At 70.0% G+C, this 17,529-nt stretch carries 14 protein-coding genes; 12 read left to right on the forward strand and 2 right to left on the reverse strand.

The genetic code is table 11. From position 1 onward, the window contains the following. Nucleotides 1-239 precede the first annotated feature (239 nt). On the forward strand, nucleotides 240-1,850 hold the full coding sequence (locus tag O9K63_RS03455; protein WP_277240564.1) for a SpoIID/LytB domain-containing protein: 1,611 nt from the start codon (nucleotides 240-242) through the stop codon (nucleotides 1,848-1,850). Nucleotides 1,851-1,874: 24 nt separating this feature from the next. Here O9K63_RS03455 and O9K63_RS03460 read toward each other — a convergent pair whose 3' ends face one another. Continuing rightward, complete coding sequence (locus O9K63_RS03460) at nucleotides 1,875-3,461, reverse strand: PucR family transcriptional regulator (RefSeq protein WP_277240566.1); 1,587 nt, start codon at nucleotides 3,459-3,461, stop codon at nucleotides 1,875-1,877. A 112-nt stretch (nucleotides 3,462-3,573) separates the two neighbouring features. Here O9K63_RS03460 and O9K63_RS03465 point away from each other — a divergent pair, with 112 nt between their 5' ends. The 9 genes from O9K63_RS03465 to O9K63_RS03505 all read left to right on the forward strand — a co-directional run bounded on the left by O9K63_RS03465 (nucleotide 3,574) and on the right by O9K63_RS03505 (nucleotide 14,512). Further along, nucleotides 3,574-4,911: an aspartate aminotransferase family protein gene (locus O9K63_RS03465; protein ID WP_277240568.1), complete on the forward strand. Its 1,338-nt coding sequence runs from the start codon at nucleotides 3,574-3,576 to the stop codon at nucleotides 4,909-4,911. Nucleotides 4,912-5,093: 182 nt separating this feature from the next. After that, the gene (locus O9K63_RS03470; protein ID WP_277240570.1) at nucleotides 5,094-6,626 is read left to right on the forward strand and encodes a gamma-aminobutyraldehyde dehydrogenase; all 1,533 of its coding nucleotides are present in this window, start codon (nucleotides 5,094-5,096) and stop codon (nucleotides 6,624-6,626) included. 26 nt (nucleotides 6,627-6,652) lie between these two features. Continuing rightward, complete coding sequence (locus O9K63_RS03475) at nucleotides 6,653-7,861, forward strand: ABC transporter substrate-binding protein (protein WP_277240572.1); 1,209 nt, start codon at nucleotides 6,653-6,655, stop codon at nucleotides 7,859-7,861. Between the two features lie 41 nt (nucleotides 7,862-7,902). Continuing rightward, the gene (locus O9K63_RS03480; RefSeq protein WP_277240574.1) at nucleotides 7,903-9,063 is read left to right on the forward strand and encodes an ABC transporter ATP-binding protein; all 1,161 of its coding nucleotides are present in this window, start codon (nucleotides 7,903-7,905) and stop codon (nucleotides 9,061-9,063) included. Beyond that, nucleotides 9,060-9,920, forward strand: a complete 861-nt coding sequence (locus tag O9K63_RS03485) for an ABC transporter permease (protein ID WP_277240577.1) — start codon at nucleotides 9,060-9,062, stop codon at nucleotides 9,918-9,920. The genes O9K63_RS03480 and O9K63_RS03485 overlap by 4 nt, the downstream gene beginning before the upstream one ends. Further along, the gene (locus O9K63_RS03490) at nucleotides 9,917-10,795 is read left to right on the forward strand and encodes an ABC transporter permease (protein ID WP_346771038.1); all 879 of its coding nucleotides are present in this window, start codon (nucleotides 9,917-9,919) and stop codon (nucleotides 10,793-10,795) included. Before O9K63_RS03485 ends, O9K63_RS03490 begins: the two co-directional genes overlap by 4 nt. Continuing rightward, nucleotides 10,792-12,189, forward strand: a complete 1,398-nt coding sequence (locus tag O9K63_RS03495) for an NAD(P)/FAD-dependent oxidoreductase (RefSeq protein ID WP_277240578.1) — start codon at nucleotides 10,792-10,794, stop codon at nucleotides 12,187-12,189. The genes O9K63_RS03490 and O9K63_RS03495 overlap by 4 nt, the downstream gene beginning before the upstream one ends. Before the next feature lie 36 nt (nucleotides 12,190-12,225). After that, nucleotides 12,226-13,596 (forward strand): NAD(P)/FAD-dependent oxidoreductase, encoded by a 1,371-nt coding sequence (locus tag O9K63_RS03500; RefSeq protein WP_277240580.1) that lies wholly within the window; start codon nucleotides 12,226-12,228, stop codon nucleotides 13,594-13,596. 121 nt (nucleotides 13,597-13,717) lie between these two features. Then, nucleotides 13,718-14,512, forward strand: coding sequence for an MBL fold metallo-hydrolase (locus tag O9K63_RS03505; RefSeq protein ID WP_277240583.1), 795 nt, complete (start codon nucleotides 13,718-13,720; stop codon nucleotides 14,510-14,512). A gap of 139 nt (nucleotides 14,513-14,651) precedes the next feature. Here O9K63_RS03505 and glnA read toward each other — a convergent pair whose 3' ends face one another. Beyond that, nucleotides 14,652-16,076, reverse strand: a complete 1,425-nt coding sequence (gene glnA, locus O9K63_RS03510; RefSeq protein WP_277240584.1) for a type I glutamate--ammonia ligase — start codon at nucleotides 16,074-16,076, stop codon at nucleotides 14,652-14,654. 210 nt (nucleotides 16,077-16,286) lie between these two features. On the opposite strand from glnA, the gene O9K63_RS03515 reads away from it, so the two are divergent. Both O9K63_RS03515 and O9K63_RS03520 read left to right on the forward strand, forming a co-directional pair. Continuing rightward, complete coding sequence (locus O9K63_RS03515) at nucleotides 16,287-16,697, forward strand: RDD family protein (protein WP_277240586.1); 411 nt, start codon at nucleotides 16,287-16,289, stop codon at nucleotides 16,695-16,697. An 8-nt stretch (nucleotides 16,698-16,705) separates the two neighbouring features. Next, a complete protein-coding gene (locus O9K63_RS03520) occupies nucleotides 16,706-17,473 on the forward strand; it encodes an SGNH/GDSL hydrolase family protein (RefSeq protein WP_277240588.1) in 768 nt (255 codons plus the stop codon). Nucleotides 17,474-17,529 lie beyond the last annotated feature (56 nt).

Consider the following 17,529-nt stretch of genomic DNA (forward strand, 5'->3'; position numbering starts at 1 on the left):
TGCTGTGGCCGCCGGCTGGCGGCATCTCCTTGTCGTCTGCTGCGCATCTGGCGCGCGAAGGTTGGTCTGTTGTGGGTGTTCGATCCGTGCGGGTGGCCGGTGTCGCTGCCGTGTTGGCGGGGTTGGTGCTCGGAGGCGGGGCGGTGCCCGTCCAGGCCGCCCAGGCCGCCCCTGCCACCCAAACCGCCTCGGGCCCTACGTGGACTTTCTCCGGTAAGGGGTTCGGCCACGGCGTGGGGATGTCGCAGTACGGCGCGAAGGCGCTGGCTGATGACGGCTCGAGCGCCGCGCAGATCCTGAAGTACTACTACCAGGGCATCACCGTCGACCGGGTGCGCGACGACCAGACGGTGCACGTCAACGTCGCCGCTTCTCGGTCGTCGGTGACGCTGCGGACCACTGCGACAGGTTCCGGCGGCGGCTCCTTCACGATCACGGTCGGTGACAGGACCCTGAAGGCGTCGACGAGCTCGGTCGTGACGGTGGAGCGGTCTGATTCGCGGGTGAAGGTGTCGCGCACGAACGGCACGAAGACCGTGAAGGCCACCGGCCCGTCGGCGGAGATCGTCTTCGACGACGACAGGACGCTGTTGTCGATCGAGGACAAGAGCTACCTGTCGGGGTCGGCGCAGGTGGTGCCCGCTTCGAGCGGCGGTGTGCACGCGGTGATGAAGGTGCGCCTGCACGACGAGTACCTGGACAACGTCAAGGAGATGCCCTGGTCGTGGCCGGCGGCGGCGCTGCAGGCGCAGGCGGCAGCAGCGCGTGGTTACGCGCTGCGCAAGGTCAACCGCGGCATCCGCTCGGTTTGTGAGTGCCACGTCTATGACGGCACCAGCGACCAGGTGTTCGGCAGCCACCCGAGCGGCGCGGGCGCGGCCGGGTGGGACCGGTGGAAGGCAGCCGTGCGGGCCAATGGGACGAGCACCGCGGGGATGGTCCCGCGGTACGGGGGCGCCCTGATCGATGCGGTGTACTCCTCCAGCAGCGGTGGCCGCACGCAGGACAGCGAAGACGTGTGGGGTGGCTACGTACCGTACCTGCGCTCGGTCGACGACCCGTACTCGCTGCGGGCGGAGAACCCACGCAGGTCGTGGAGCATCGATGTCCCGGGGGCGAGGGTCGACGAGGCGTTCGGGCTGGGGGACGTCGTGCAACTGGAGATCACGCGCCGGACCACTGGTGACGGCGTCGCCGAGGTGGTCGCGACGTCGATCACAGGCAAGCGGGCGTCGCTGACGGGTGAGCAGATGCGGCGTCAGCTCGGCCTGTGGAGCACCTACGTGGCCTCCCCGATCACGGCGACCAACCTGTGGCCCTTCCCGGACGTGACCCCGAAGACCACCGCCTTCACGACGGAGATCGCCTGGCTGAAGGACGAGGGGATCACGACCGGCTACCCCGACGGGACCTTCGGCCCGAAGGACAACATCTCGCGCGAGGCCATGGCCGCCTTCCTGTACCGGGCGGCGGGCAGGCCACCGGTGCAGAGTGCACCCGACTTCACGGACGTCAACTCCTCGAGCGCGTTCGCCAAGGAGATCGCCTGGCTGCAGGACGAGCGCATCACCACGGGGTATGCCGATGGCACGTTCGGTCCGAAGAGGAGGATCACCCGTGAGGCGATGGCGGCCTTCATGACGCGGTTCCTGCTGGACAGGCGCCCGCCCGACGCCACCGCTCCCTACGCGTTCACCGACATCGCCGGGACCCAGTTCGAGGACCACATCGCCTGGATCGCGGATCGGGGCCTGACCACGGGCCACTCCGACGGGACGTTCCGCCCGAAGAGCAAGATCACCCGCGAGGCCATGGCGGCGTTCCTGTACCGCTCGCGGGGCATGCTGTAGTCGACCGGCTCGTGTCGCCGGGCCTCAGCCCCCGGTGGTGATGTCGTCGACGAGCAGTGCGACGTGGAGCGAGGAGCGCACGTCCGGGTCGTCCAGGTCGAGGCCGAGCACCTGCTCGGCCCTGGCCAGGCGGTCGTAGAAGACCGGACGGGACAGGTGGATGCTGCCGGCGGCTGCCGACTTGCTGGTGGGGTGCAGCAGCAGCGCGCGTACTGCCTCCAGCAGCTGGGCATCGTGCTCGGTGTCGTGCCGGCGCAGCGGCTCGAGCTCACGCTCGCTGAAGAGGCGGACGCGGTCGTCGGAGGCCAGGAGGGCGAGCAGCCCGCGCAGGTGGACGTCCTCGAGCCGGTGCACCCGCTGGCCGTCGCTGGCGCGCACCGACTCCACCACGTGCTGTGCCTCGCGCAGGGTCCTGTCGATGTCCGCGACGCGCAGGGCCGGCCGTCCGGCGCCCACGAGGGCGCGGTGGCGGCGGCACACGTGGGCGGCGAGGTCGTCGACGACCCGATCGACGTCCGCGGTGGGCGTGAGGGACAGCAGCGCGCGCACGTCGCCCTCGACGTCGCAGACCAGCGCGGGCACCCGCGCCTCCTGCGCCGCGTGCACGGTGGCGGCGATCACCTCGTCCACCCGGCCGGTGCGCCCGGTGCTCCCGGTCGGTCGCTCCACGAGCGGGCGAAGGGAGAGCCCCACCAGGGTCCTCCCGGCACCGGGCAGCCCGGCCAGCTCGCTCCGGCGCAGCAGGTCGGGGTCGTTCGGGTCGGCGAGCAGGCCGACGATCAGCTCGTGGTGGGTGCGACGCACGGCACCGTCCCGCTGTCGGTCGTGCAGGCGGTGCAGGGCCAGAGCGGCGGCCGCCCGCTCGGCCATGGCGATCATCCCCTCCGAGGGGGGTGTGGCGAGGTGGACGATGAGACGCCCCCAGCCCCGCTCCCTTCGCCCGATGCGGGTGACCAGCCACCCGTTGTCCTCGTCCCAGGTGGTGCGGCCCTCCAGCCGCACCACGGCCGAGCGCGCCGACCAGTCCGCCAGCTCGCCACCGATGTCCTCCGGTCCGGAGCGGTAGTCCAGCACCTGGTGCTGCTCGCCCTCGATGACCACCGCTGCACCGGAGAGCCGTTGGACGGCCTCGAGGATCGCCTCCGGTCCGGCCTCGGCGATGCTCAGGCTGGTGAAGGTCTCGTGCACCCGCTGGGCCCGTCGCAGCTCGGCGAGCTGCTCGGCCAGGATGCGCTCACCGATGGCCTGGGTGACGGCGGCGAACCCCACCTCCCGGGAGACCGCGACCAGCGGCAGGCCGAGCTCGTCACAGCCGGCCACCAGCGCCGGCGGCAGCTCCTGCCAGCGCCGACCGAGCTCGATGACCACACCGGCCGCCCGGATGTCCTGCAGGCTGGTGGCGAAGGCCCGCAGCTCGCCGGCCGTGTCGGGCATCGCGATCCCGGTGCTCAGGAGCAGATCGCCCTCCCGCAGGAGCGAGGCGATGTCGACCAGCTCCGCGGCGTGCGCCCACCGCACGTCGCGGCCCAGGCCGGCGTGACCGGCCACCACGCGCGCGCCGGAGCGACGCAGCACCGGCATGCCGACGACGTCCGCGACGGTGACGGCCATGGGCTACCCCGACATTCTGTCGACATCAGTGCAGTGATCCTACGAAATGGTGGGAGCAGTTGGGTGTGCGACGAGGACGATTGGGTGCAGATCGCAACGAAGGGATCCATCCATGTCGCAGACGACCGATGTCGACCGTGCCTATGACCTGGACCGGGCGCACGTCTTCCACTCGTGGTCCGCCCAGGGCTCCCTCGACCCGATGGTCGTGAGCAGGGCGGAGGGCTCCCACGTCTGGGACGACGGCGGCAACCGGTACCTCGACTTCACCTCGCAGCTGGTCTTCACCAACCTCGGCCACCAGCACCCCGCGATCGTCGCCGCGATCCGGGAGCAGGCCGACACGCTGTGCACGGTCGCGCCGCAACACGCCAACGCGGCGCGCTCCGAGGCGGCCAGGCTCATCGCCACGCACACCCCGGGCGACTTGAACCGGGTGTTCTTCACCAACGGGGGCGCGGACGCCAACGAGCACGCGATCCGGATGGCGCGGCTGCACACCGGTCGACAGAAGGTCCTCTCGACCTACCGCTCCTACCACGGAGGGACCCAGCTCGCAGTCAACGCGACCGGCGATCCCCGCCGGTGGCCCAACGACACGGCCTCCACCGGCACGGTGCACTTCTTCGGTCCCTACCTCTACCGCAGTCCCTTCCACGCGGACACCGAGGAGCAGGAGTCGCAGCGGGCGCTGGCCCACCTCGAGCAGGTGATCACCCTCGAGGGGGCATCGACGATCGCGGCGGTCCTGCTGGAGTCCATCCCCGGCACCGCCGGGGTCATGCTGCCCCCGCCGGGGTACCTGCAGGGCGTGCGCGAGCTGTGCGACCGGCACGGCATCGTGCTGATCGCCGACGAGGTGATGGCCGGCTTCGGCCGGGCCGGTCGCTGGTTCGCCATCGAGCTCGGGGGAGTCGTACCGGACCTGCTGACCTTCGCGAAGGGGGTCAACTCCGGGTACGTCCCGATGGGCGGGGTTGCCATCAGCGACGAGATCCACGCGACCTTCACCGACCGGGTGTACCCGGGTGGGCTGACCTACTCCGGACACCCGCTGGCCTGCGCCGCGGCCGTGGCGACCATCCGGGCCATGGAGGAGGGCCGCGTCGTGGAGCACGCGGCCGCCCTGGGTCGGGAGGTCTTCGGGCCCGAGCTGCAGGGTCTGGCGGAGAAGCACGAGTGGATCGGCGAGGTGCGCGGCACCGGTGTCTTCTGGGCCCTGGAGCTGGTCCGCGATCGCGGCACGCGCGAGCCGCTGGCCCCGTACGCCGGGGACAGCCCGGAGATAGGCGCGATCCTCGCCGCCTGCAGGCGAAGGGGGTTGCTGCCGCTGGTCAGCAACAACCGGATCCACCTCGTCCCGCCGCTGACCTCCACGAGCGAGGAGGTCCGGGAAGGGATCCGCATCCTCGACACGGCGCTGGGGGAGGCCCACGGTGAGTTCATGTGAGCCGACGGGCCACCTCCCGCCCACTCCCGCGACCCGCGCCGCGGGCGACCGCGCGGGTGTCGATTACGAATTCGCTTGCTCGGTGAGATGGATGCCACGGAATCCCTTGTGCAGTGGGTCACGCTCTGTAAAAATCATGCGTCAAGCAGGCCGACGGCCACGGATCGGGGAAGGAGTCCAGGATGAGCGGTGACGGTCCCGGGGACGCCATCCCGGGAGTCGACAGCAGGAGTGCCGCAGCCTTCAACTACCTGGCCGGCAGACGCGTCGCAGGTCGGGGTGAGCAGGCGACGCTGAGCGACCCCGCGACGGGGGAGACGCTGGCCCGGTTCCACCTGGCCGCTGCCGCGGACGTGGACGACGCCGTCACCTCTGCCCGGAAGGCGTTCCCCGAGTGGGCCGCGGCCGCTCCCGTGGAGCGGGCCGAGGTGATGACCCGGTGGGCCCGACTGCTGACCGAGCGTGCCGAGGACCTGGCCGTGGCAGAGACCCGTCAGTGCGGCAAGCCGATCCGCCTCGCTCGGGAGTTCGACGTGCCCGGCAGCATCGACAACGTGTCCTTCTTCGCCGGTGTCTCCCGGGACCTGGGGGGCAAGGCCGCCGGTGAGTACTCGCCCGACCACACCTCGATGGTGCGACGTGAGCCGGTCGGAGTCGTCGGCTCGATCGCCCCGTGGAACTACCCGCTGCAGATGGCGGCCTGGAAGGTGCTGCCGGTTGTGGCCGCCGGCAACGCCGTCGTGCTCAAGCCCAGCGAGCTCACCCCTCTGACATCGCTGCTGTTCGCCGAGGCGGCGACCGAGGCCGGCCTGCCTCCCGGCGTGTTCAGCGTGGTGACCGGCGCGGGGAGCGAGGTGGGGGAGCAGCTGGTGGCGCACCCCGACGTCGACATGGCCTCCTTCACCGGGTCCAGCGCGGTGGGGCGTCGGGTGATGGCGGTGGCCGCGCAGACGCCCAAGCGTGTCCAGCTCGAGCTCGGCGGCAAGGCCCCCTTCCTCGTCTTCGACGACGCCGACCCGGAGGCCGCGGCACGAGGGGCCGTGGCCGGCTCACTCATCAACAGCGGGCAGGACTGCACCGCGGCCACCCGGGCCTACGTGCAGCGTCCGTTGTACGACGACTTCGTCGACCGAGTGGCCGAGCTGATGTCGCAGGTGCGACTGGGGGACCCGAGCGACCCCGCCACCGACATGGGCAGCCTGATCTCGCGTCAGCAGCAGGAGAGGGTCTCCGCGCACGTCGAGGGTGCCCGTGACCGAGGGGCGAAGGTCCTCGTCGGTGGCGGGGTGCCGCAGGGGCCGCTGGCCGCGGGTGCCTACTACGAGCCCACGCTCATCACCGGGGTCGAGCAGACCGACCCCATCGTCCGCGAGGAGGTCTTCGGCCCCGTCCTCGTGGTGCTGCCCTTCGACGGCGACGACGAGGGCCTGGCGCTGGCCGACGACTCGCACTACGGTCTGGCCGCCTCGGTGTGGAGCCGCGACGTCCACCGCTGCCTCCGGGCGACGCGCACGCTGTCGGCCGGCACCGTCTGGGTCAACGACCACATCCCGATCATCAGCGAGATGCCGCACGGAGGCGTCAAGGCGTCCGGCTTCGGCAAGGACATGTCCACCTACTCCCTGGAGGAGTACACCGTCGTCAAGCACGTGATGTTCGACGGTACGGGCGAGGCACACAAGGACTGGCACGACATCGTTTTCCGAGGGTCCTGAGCCCCCGCCACCTGGAAGGAACCACCATGACCAAACCACTGTCCACGAATCCTCGCCCGACCGGGATCAACCACCCGGGGCTCGCCCGGCGTGACTTCCTCCGCGCCGTCGGCGTGGGCGGGATGGCCGTCTCGGGGGCCGGCCTGCTCTCCGCCTGCGGGACCGAAGGGACCCAAAGCCAGGAGACGAAGCAGGCCGAGGACGTCTCCTCGAAGGAGAAGGTGGTCAACTTCTCCAACTGGCCGCTGTACATCGACACGGACGACTCGGGGAAGCACCCGACGCTGGTCCAGTTCGAGAAGAAGACGGGGATCAAGGTCGACTACGTCGAGGAGATCAACGGCAACGCCGACTTCTACGCCAAGATCCGCCCGCAGCTCTCGTCCGGTCAGCCCACCGGCTCCGACATCGTCGTCTTCTCCAACGACTGGGCCGCACGCATGATCGAGGAGGACTTCGTCCAGGAGATCGACACCTCCAACATCCCGAACGCCAAGAACCTGCTGGCCAGCCTGCAGTCGCCCTCCTTCGACCCCGACCGCAAGTACACGCTGCCGTGGCAGTCGGGACTGACCGGCATCGGCACCAACACCAAGGTCACCGGACGGGAGATCACCTCGGTCGAGGAGCTGCTCACCGCACCCGACCTCAAGGGCAAGATCGCCCTGCTGACCGACATGACCGACACCGTGGGCCTGATCATGCTCGAGATGGGCATCGATCCCGAGGACTTCAGCCAGGGCGAGTTCGACAGGGCGATGCAGAAGATCACCGACGCGGTGGACGCCGGCCAGATCCGGCAGTTCACCGGCAACGACTACGCACCCCAGCTGGCCAAGGGCAACATCGCCGCCTGCATCGCGTGGTCCGGCGACATCATCCAGCTGCAGTTCGACGACCCGAAGGTCACCTTCGCGATCCCGGACGCCGGCGGGATGCTCTGGTCCGACAACATGCAGGTGCCGGCCCTCGCCTCGCACAAGGCCAACGCCGAGAAGCTGATGAACTACTACTACGACCCCAAGGTCGCGGCCGAGGTCGCCGCGTGGGTGAACTACATCTGCCCGGTCGAGGGCGCCAAGGAGGCCATGCGCGACATCGACCCGGAGCTCGCGGACAACGAGCTCATCTTCCCCTCCGAGCAGACCCTGTCGAAGGTGCACGGCTTCATGCTCCCGTCGTGGGAGGAGCGCGAGAAGCTGGTGGAGCAGTTCACCCAGACGATCGGGCTCTGACGATGGCTGTGATCACGAACCCGCTGAGACAGGAGTCGAGGATGCCTGAGCACACCGGGCCCACCGGAGGGGGCGCACTGGAGCTGATCGGGCTGACCAAGAGGTTCGGCGGCTTCACGGCCGTCGACGGCATCGACCTCACCGTCCCCGCGGGATCCTTCTTCGCGCTGCTCGGGGCGTCCGGCTGCGGCAAGACGACCACCCTGCGGATGGTCGCGGGCCTGGAGACGCCGACGGCGGGCCGCATCCTGCTGGATGGTGAGGACGTGTCCGCACGCAAGCCCCACAAGCGACCGGTGAACACCGTGTTCCAGAACTATGCGCTCTTCCCCCACCTGACGATCGGGGAGAACGTGGCCTTCGGCCTGCGGCGTCGAGGGGTCAAGCAGGTCGATGCGCAGGTCGACGAGATGCTGGAGCTGGTTGAGCTGGAGGGGTACGCCGGGCGCCGGCCCACCCAGCTCTCCGGGGGGCAGCAGCAGCGCGTCGCGCTGGCGCGCGCCCTGATCAACAAGCCCAAGGTGCTGCTCCTCGACGAGCCGCTGGGTGCGCTGGACCTGAAGCTCAGGCGCCAGATGCAGCTGGAGCTGAAGCGGATCCAGACCGAGATCGGGATCACCTTCATCCACGTCACCCACGACCAGGAGGAGGCCATGACGATGGCCGACACCGTCGCGGTGATGAACGGCGGACGGGTCGAGCAGCTCGGTCATCCGGAGGAACTCTACGAGAACCCCCACAGCACCTTCGTCGCGAACTTCCTCGGCCAGTCCAACCTGATCCGGGCTCAGGTGAGGTCGCGCACGGGCGACGACGTGGTGGCGGTCGCGGGCGACCGCGTGCTGCGGCTGTGTGCGTCCCGGTGCGCCGCCGGGGGAGACGACCTCTTTTTCGGGGTCCGGCCGGAGAAGATCCACATCGGGCCCCGCATCGCGACATCCGACGAGAACCAGCTGGATGGGGTGGTCACCGACTCCAGCTTCACCGGCATGAGCACCCAGTACCTCGTCCGCCTCGCCTGGGGCCAGGAGATCGTGGTCTTCGCGCAGAACCTGTCCGGCACCCGCCTCCACCCCGGCGACGAGGTCACGCTCCGGTGGGAGGCCGAGCACGCCTTCGGGCTGGACGCTGCTCAGGATGCCCGCGCCGGCGAGCTCGAGGAGGAGCAGCTGGCACGGCTCGAGGCCGAGGCCGCCTCGTGAGCGTCGCCGCACGTCGTGGGGCGGCGACCCCGTACCTGCTGCTCCTGCCGGGCCTGATGTGGCTCGGGCTCTTCTTCGCGGTCCCGTTGGTCACCCTGGTCTCCACCTCGCTGTACGACCCGAACGGCTCGCTGCGCGAGGGATACCGGATGACATGGCACTTCGCCACCTACGGGGATGCCTTGCAGGCCTACTGGCCGCAGTTCCGGCGGTCCTTCGGCTATGCCGGCACCGCGACCGTGCTCGCCCTGGTCATCGGGTACCCGCTGGCCTACACCATCGCGTTCAAGGCCGGCCGCTGGAAGAACGTGCTGCTCGTGCTGGTCGTCGCGCCGTTCTTCACCAGCTTCCTCGTCAGGACCCTGGCCTGGACCACCATCCTCGCCGATGACGGCTTCGTGGTGCAGACGCTGCAGGCGATCGGACTGATGGACCCCACCGGTCGGCTCCTGGCCACTCCGGTGGCGGTCATCGCCGGAATCACCTACAACTTCCTTCCCTTCACCACCCTGCCGCTGTACGCCAGCCTGGAGAAGATCGACCACCGGATGATCGAGGCCGCCCAGGACCTCTACTGCTCGGGGGCCCAGGCCTTCCGGCGCGTGACCTTCCCGCTGTCGCTCCCGGGCGTGGTGGCGGGCACGCTCCTGACCTTCATCCCGGCCGCTGGTGACTTCATCAACGCTGCCCTGCTCGGGACCCCCTCGACCTACATGATCGGCAACGTCATCGAGAGCCAGTTCCTGCAGGTCACGGACTACCCGACGGCGTCCGCACTGTCGGTGATGCTGATGGCGACGATCGTGGCGCTCGTGGTGGTCTACGTCCGCAAGGCAGGAACGGAGGACCTCCTGTGAGCACGACCGATACCGCTGCCAGGGGCACGAGGGGTGACGGCACCTCGTCGCGCCCGAGCGGACCGCGCTCCCCGCTGAGCGCCGCCATGGGGTTCGCCGGACGACACGCGGTGGTGGTCGCCGCCATCGGGTCGCTGACGTACCTGCTCCTGCCCATCGCCGTGGTGATCCTGCAGTCGTTCAACAAGCCGGCGGGCCGCTACAACACGTCGTTCAACGAGTTCACCCTCTCGAACTGGACGAACATGTGCGCCGCGGGTGGGATGTGCGACTCGGTGGTCCTCAGCCTGCAGATCGCGGTCCTGGCGACCATCGGCGCCACCGTCCTCGGGTCCGCCATCGCGTTCGCCCTGGTCCGGCACCGCTTCCGCGGGCGCTCGAGCATCAACATGCTCATCTTCCTGCCGATGGCCACCCCGGAGGTGGTGATGGGGTCCTCGCTGCTCACGCTGTTCGTGTCGATGCAGATGAGGCTGGGCTTCTGGACCCTGCTGATCGCCCACATCATGTTCACGCTGAGCTTCGTGGTGGTGACGGTGAAGGCGCGGCTGTCCGGCCTCGACCCGAACCTGGAGGAGGCCGCCCGCGACCTGTACGCCAACGCGTGGTCGACGTTCTGGCGGGTCACCTTCCCACTGGCCCTGCCCGGCATCATGGCTGCCGCCATGCTGGCCTTCGCACTGAGCTTCGACGACTTCATCGTGTCGAACTTCAACGCCGGCAACGAGGTGAACTTCCCGATGTTCGTCTGGGGAGCCTCGCGTCGCGGCGTGCCACCGCAGGTGAACGTCATCGGCACCCTGATGTTCGTGGTCGCGCTGCTCGCCGTCGTCGGAGGCCAGTGGGCCGCCGCCCAACGACACCGGAACAGGTGACCGTGGACGCCGGCCGTGCACTGCGCCATGCTGCCCCGGTGCCGTACTGGCTGGACCAGCCACACCTCAGGCCCGACCCACTGGCCCGACTGTCCGGGGACGACAGCTGTGACCTGGCGATCGTCGGGGGCGGCTACACCGGGCTGTGGGCCGCACTGCTCGCCAAGGAGGAGGACCCCTCGCGGGATGTGGCGCTGCTGGAGGCAGGGGAGTGCGGCGGGGCGGCCAGCGGCCGCAACGGCGGGTTCTGCGCCGCCAGCCTGACCCACGGCTTCGGCAACGGTATGGCGCGGTGGCCGCACGAGATGCCGACGCTGCTGCGGATGGGCCGGGAGAACCTCGACGCCATCGAGGAGACCCTGCGGCGCCACCACATCGACTGCGACTTCCAACGGACGGGGGAGCTCGACGTCGCCACGGCGGAGTGGCAGGTCCCGGAGCTGAAGGAGTGGGTCGAGCAGGCCCAGCAGCTGGGTGAGGAGGTGCGGTGGCTGGACGCCGAGGAGGTGCGCGCCCAGGTGCACTCCCCGATCTACCGGGGTGCGGTCTTCGACCCCGACGTGGCACTGGTGGACCCGGCCCGGCTGGCCTGGGGGCTGCGTGCCGCGTGCGAACGGCTCGGGGTGCGCATCCACGAACACACCGAGGTCACCGCACTGCACCGCGACGGCACCGCGGAGGTGCTCACCACCGGTTACGGCAGCATGCGGGCGCGGAGGGTCGCGCTGGCCACCAACGCCTTCCGGCCGCTCCTTCGCCGACTGCGGCTGCACGTCGTGCCGGTCTACGACTACGCGTTGGTCACCGAGCCGCTCGGTGACCGACTCGCCGAGGTGGGGTGGGCCCACCGGCAGGGCATCGGTGACGCCGGCAACCAGTTCCACTACTACCGGCTCACCGAGGACAACCGGATCGTGTGGGGCGGCTACGACGCGATCTACCACTACGGCAACGGGATGCGGCTCGAGCACGAGCAGCGGCCCGAGACCTTCGCCCTGCTTGCCCGCCACTTTGCCCAGACCTTCCCCCAGCTCTCCGACGTCGGCTTCAGCCACGCCTGGGGCGGGGTGATCGACACGTCCACCCGGTTCTCCGCCTTCTGGGGGACCGCGCACGAGGGCCGGGTGGGCTATGCGCTCGGGTACACGGGCCTCGGAGTCGGGGCCAGCCGGTTCGGCGCCCGGGTGATGCTCGACCTGATCGACGGCCGGGACACCGAGCGCACCAGGCTGAGCATGGTCCGCTCGCGACCGACCCCCTTCCCCCCGGAGCCGATCCGCTACGGAGCGGTGCAGCTGACCCGGTGGTCGATGGACCACGCAGACCGGAGCCAGGGGCGCCGGAACCTGTGGCTGCGCACCCTGGACCGTCTCGGGCTGGGCTTCGACTCCTGATCCCTGCAGCAACCGACGAGGAGCGCGCTGATTCCCATGGCCTACGACCAATCGCTGTGGTACGAGACCGCCGGCGAGGACTGGACTCCGCGTCCACCGCTGCCCGGTGACCGCGAGGCCGACGTCGTCATCGTCGGGGCCGGCCTCACCGGCCTGTGGACCGCCTACTACCTCACCGAGGTGGACCCGACGCTGCGGGTGGTCGTGGTCGAGGCCGAGATCGCCGGCTTCGGCGCCTCCGGACGCAACGGCGGGTGGTGCTCCGCGCTCTTCCCGCGATCGACGTCCGGGCTCTCCGGGATGGCCGGGCCCGAGGCCGCGATCGCGATGACGGCCGCCATGCGCGCGACGGTGGACGAGGTCGCCGACGTGCTGCGCAGAGAGCGCCTGGACGCCGACTTCGCCAAGGGCGGCACCGTGGTGGCCGCTCGAGGACCGGCACAACGCAGTCGCGCCCACGAGGAGGTCGCCGACGCGCGGCGCTGGGGCGACACCCCGGACGACCTGGCGCTCCTGTCGGGTGAGGAGCTCCGGCAGCACGTGCGCATCGCCGGCGCCGAGGGCGGGACCTACACCCCGCACTGCGCCGCACTGCACCCGGCGAAGCTGGTGCGCGGTCTGGCCCGCGTGCTCGAGTCGCGGGGAGTGGTGATCCACGAGCAGACGCCGGCCCTCGCCCTCGCCCCCGGCCGGGTCACGACAACCCGCGGCACGGTGCGCGCCGAGGTCGTGGTCCGGGCCACCGAGGGGTACACCCCGAGCATCCGTGGTCAGCGCCGGGCAGTGGCACCGGTCTACTCACTGATGGTCGCCACGGAGCCGCTGCCCGCGGAGGTGTGGGAGCGCATCGGTCTGGAGCGGCGCCAGACCTTCAGCGACTTCCGGAACGTCATCATCTACGGGCAGCGGACCGCGGACGACCGGCTCGCCTTCGGCGGCCGTGGCGCGCCGTACCACTTCGGCTCCCGGGTCCGCGCAGGTTTCGAGGACGAGCCACGGGTGTTCGCGGCGCTGCGGTCCACGCTGGTCGACCTGTTCCCAGTGCTCGCCGACGCGAAGATCACCCATCGCTGGGGAGGCGCGCTGGGGGTGCCCCGGGACTGGTGCGCGTCGGTCGCCTTCGACCCGCAAACCGGTGCCGCCCGCGCCGGTGGGTACGTCGGCGACGGCCTGAGCACCACCAACCTGGCCGGTCGCACCCTGAGCGACCTCATCCTGCGGCGCGACACCGACCTGGTGCGACTGCCTTGGGTCGGTCACCGCTCACCGGTGTGGGAGCCGGAGCCGCTGCGGTGGCTGGGGATCAACGCCGGGCTGAAGGCCATGGAGCTGGCCGACGTCGAGGAGCGCTGGACCGGGCGGCCCAGCGGGGTGGCGCGACTGATGCGGCCGTTGATCGGGGGCTGAGCCCCACTCCTCGCTGGCGTCCGGATGGCTGAGCCGGCGCCCCAGGTCTGTTTCGGGGCATGGCCACGGGCCGCCGGGGTAGCACCTTATGACCACACCATCACGGCGAGAGGAGCCGAAGGTGCCGACGGCAACACTGGAATTCATCGGGACGGCGACGACCTTGATTCGACTGGGCGGTTTCACCCTGCTCACGGATCCGAACTTCCTGCACCGGGGCCAGCGCGCCTACCTCGGCAGGGGCCTGTTCTCCAAGCGGTTGTCGGACCCGGCTCTGGGCCCGGGTGAGCTCCCCGCCCTGGATGCGGTGGTGCTCTCCCACCTCCACGGGGACCACTTCGACCGAGTCGCGCGCCGTGAGCTGGACCGGGACCTGCCCATCATCACCACGCCGCACGCCGTGAGGCGTCTGGCGTTGTGGGGCTTTCGCGGTGCCGAGGCGCTCTCCACCTGGCAGTCGACGTACCTCGAGCAGGACGGTGAGCGACTCACGATCCACTCCGCGCCCGGCGAGCACACCCCCGGTTGGGCCTCCCGGCTCCTCCCACCCGTCATGGGCAGCGTCCTCGAGCACCACATCACGGGAGCCGCCCGTCCCTTCCGGGTCTACATCACCGGCGACACGCTCTATCGTCCGTGGCTGCGCGAGGTGACCGAGCGGTTCGGCCCCCTGGACGCGATGGTCGTCCATCTCGGGGGAACCCGCGCGCTGGGACTGCTCGTGACGATGGACGCCGACCAGGGTGCGTCGTTGGTCGAGCTGCTCGCACCCGCGGTCACGGTGCCGGTGCACTTCGACGACTACACCGTCTTCCGCTCCCCGTTGGCCGACTTCGTGGACCGGTGGCGAGCCCATTCCCTGCCCGGCGAGCTGCGTCTCGTCGAGCGAGGGCAGACGATCTCGCTGGTTCCCTGAGCGGCTCACGTGTCGTCGTCACCCATCGGTGGCGACCACCCTCAGCACGGACGGGCACCTCGTACCGGACACCGAGACGACGCAGGCCCCGGGCAGCCGGAGAACCGGGCGCCAAGGGCCTGCGTCATGCCGCTTCGACCTAGATGTCGAAATACATCTCGAACTCGTGCGGGTGCGGACGCACCTGCAGCGGGAGCACCTCGTTCTCGCGCTTCCACGCGATCCAGGTCTCGATGAGATCGGCGGTGAAGACGTCGCCCTCGAGCAGGAACTCGTGGTCCTCCTCCAGGGCCTTGAGCACCTCGGGCAGGGTCGTGGGGACCTGCTCGATGGCCTCGTGCTCCTCCGGCGGCAGCTCGTAGAGGTCCTTGTCGATCGGCTCCGGGGGCTCGATGCGGTTCTTGATGCCGTCGATGCCGGCCATCAGCTGGGCGGCGAAGCACAGGTACGGGTTGCTCGAGGGGTCCGGGATGCGGAACTCCACGCGCTTGGCCTTGGGGGAGTTGCCCGCGATCGGGATGCGGATGCAGGCCGAGCGGTTGCGCGCCGAGTACACGAGGTTGATCGGGGCCTCGAAGCCGGGCACCAGGCGGTGGTAGCTGTTGGCCGTCGGGTTGGTGAAGGCGAGCAGCGCCGGGGCGTGCCTGAGCAGACCACCGATGTACCAGCGGGCGATGTCCGACAGGCCTCCGTAGCCGGTCTCGTCGTAGAAGAGCGGCTCGCCGTCCTTCCACAGGCTCTGGTGGGTGTGCATCCCCGAGCCGTTGTCACCGAAGATCGGCTTCGGCATGAAGGTCGCGGTCCGACCGTCGGCCCATGCGGTGCTCTTGACGACGTACTTGAACTTCATGATGTCGTCGCCGGACTTCAGCAGGGTGTTGAAGCGGTAGTTGATCTCCTGCTGTCCGGCGGTGCCGACCTCGTGGTGGCTGCGCTCGACGTTGAGCCCGACGGACTTCATGTTCAGGCAGATCCGGTCGCGCAGGTCGGCGAAGTGGTCCACCGGCGGGACGGGGAAGTACCCGCCCTTGAAGGCGGTCTTGTACCCCTGGTTGCCGCCCTCCTCCTTGCGCCCGGAGTTCCACGCGGCCTCGATCGAGTCGAGGAAGTAGTAGCTGCCCTGCGGCTGGGTGTCGAAGCGCACGTCGTCGAAGACGTAGAACTCCGCCTCGGCGCCGAAGAAGGCGGTGTCGGCGATGCCCGTGGACTCCAGGTACGCCTCGGCCTTCGCCGCGACGTTGCGCGGGTCGCGGCTGTACTGCTCACCGGTGAACGGGTCGACGATCGAGAAGTTGACGATCAGCGTCTTCTCGTCGCGGAAGGGGTCCAGGTACGCCGTGGCGATGTCCGGCACGAGCTTCATGTCCGACTCGTGGATGGCCTGGAAGCCGCGGATCGAGGACCCGTCGAACATCTGGCCGTCGACGAAGAAGTCCTCGTCGACGCTCTCGGCGGGCACGTTGAAGTGCTGCATGATGCCCGGCAGGTCACAGAACCGGATGTCGATGAACTTGACGTCCTCGGCCTTGATGAAGTCAAGAACCTCGTCAGGGGAGCTGAACAAACCATCCTCCTGGGGTGGGGCGGCAGCCCACGGTGACCTGCCGCAACTGGTGTCGGCGCCAACACTAGGGACCGGCCGTTTCCCGACCATGACCCTGATGTTTCACCGGTGTTACACGCGTCCGCGGACACGTCTGCTGCGGGACAACATTACCGAGTGGGCGTGGCAGGCGGTGGGAGTGACCACGACCGGGACACATAGGCTGCCCGGGTGAGCAGCAGCACGGGCCATCGCGGAGCCGATCACGGCGAAGGGGGCAGCCACGCCCCCTTCGGGCGTCGCCTGATCGCCTTGGCCATCGACTGGGCCGCCTGCCTGCTGATCACCAACGGCCTCGTCGGCCGGCTCGTCGAGCTCAGCCCGGCCGCCTTCTCCTTCCTCCCCCTCGGGCTGCTCTTCCTCGTCCACCTCATCGGGGTCACCCTCGGCGGCGCCTCCTTCGGCCACCGCCTCCTCGGGCTGCGGGTGGTGCCGGTGCACGGGGAGTGGGTCACCCCCCTTCGCTCGGCCGTGCGGGCCGCCCTGCTGTGCCTGGTGATCCCGCCGATCGTCGTCCTCTCCGACGACGGCCGGGGCCTGCACGACCGCGCGGCCGGTACCCGGATCGTCCGAGCGAGCTGAGGAGCCCCGTGTCCCGGACCCTGCGCTACGTCGCGATCGGCGACAGCCTCTCCGAGGGGGTGGGCGACCACCCGTGGCCCGACGGCACGCCGCGCGGCTGGGCCGACCGGCTGGCCGAGCTGCTGGCCGCCCACCACGGCGAGGTGGACTACGCCAACCTCGCGGTGCGCGGGTACCGGTCCGCGGACGTCCTCGCGACACAGGTGCAGCCCGCGCTCGCCCTCGAGCCCGACGTCGTCACCCTCACCGCGGGCATGAACGACATCCTGCGCCCGCGCCTGGACGTGGCGGCGCTGCGGCAACGACTGGTGGACATCGTCGCGCCCTTCACGGCGAAGGGGGTCCAGGTGGTCGTCGTCCCGATCCCCGACATCCGCGGCGTCACCCCTGCCGGCCGGCTGCTGCAGAGTCGGCGAGAGCTGCTCAACGGGCTCTACCGCTACCTTGCCGACGAGCACGGGATGGTCCCGCCGACGGTGACGACCGGCACCGTCTTCGAGGACCGGCGCGCGTGGGCCGAGGACCGGCTGCACCTCTCCGAGCTGGGGCACACCCGCCTCTCGGTCGCGGCGGCCGAGCTGCTCGGGGTGCCCGCCACGACCGACTGGGCGAGCCTGCCCGAGGGGCCGCCGCCGCGCCGGAGCCTGCGCACCGAGGTGACCTGGACGAGGGAGTACGTCTGGCCCTGGACGTGGCGTCGGTTGCGGGGACGCTCCTCCGGCGACGGGCGCAGCGCCAAGCACCCCGAGCTCGTGCGGCTGGTGGCCGAGCGCTGAGCGGCCGGCGGGACAGATGAGGGCTTCCTCATCTTCGCTTCACGTTCATCTCACGA

The sequence above is a fragment of the Janibacter cremeus genome, from assembly GCF_029395675.1.
GTDB classification, from domain to species: domain Bacteria; phylum Actinomycetota; class Actinomycetes; order Actinomycetales; family Dermatophilaceae; genus Janibacter; species Janibacter cremeus_A.

Coding starts and splice junctions, on each gene's coding strand:
- O9K63_RS03455 (WP_277240564.1), top strand. CDS start 240: ATGTCGCAGTACGGCGCGAAGGCGCTGGCTGATGACGGCTCGAGCGCC.
- O9K63_RS03460 (WP_277240566.1), bottom strand. CDS start 3,461: ATGGCCGTCACCGTCGCGGACGTCGTCGGCATGCCGGTGCTGCGTCGC.
- O9K63_RS03500 (WP_277240580.1), top strand. CDS start 12,226: ATGGCCTACGACCAATCGCTGTGGTACGAGACCGCCGGCGAGGACTGG.
- O9K63_RS03470 (WP_277240570.1), top strand. CDS start 5,094: ATGAGCGGTGACGGTCCCGGGGACGCCATCCCGGGAGTCGACAGCAGG.
- O9K63_RS03465 (WP_277240568.1), top strand. CDS start 3,574: ATGTCGCAGACGACCGATGTCGACCGTGCCTATGACCTGGACCGGGCG.
- O9K63_RS03475 (WP_277240572.1), top strand. CDS start 6,653: ATGACCAAACCACTGTCCACGAATCCTCGCCCGACCGGGATCAACCAC.
- O9K63_RS03480 (WP_277240574.1), top strand. CDS start 7,903: ATGCCTGAGCACACCGGGCCCACCGGAGGGGGCGCACTGGAGCTGATC.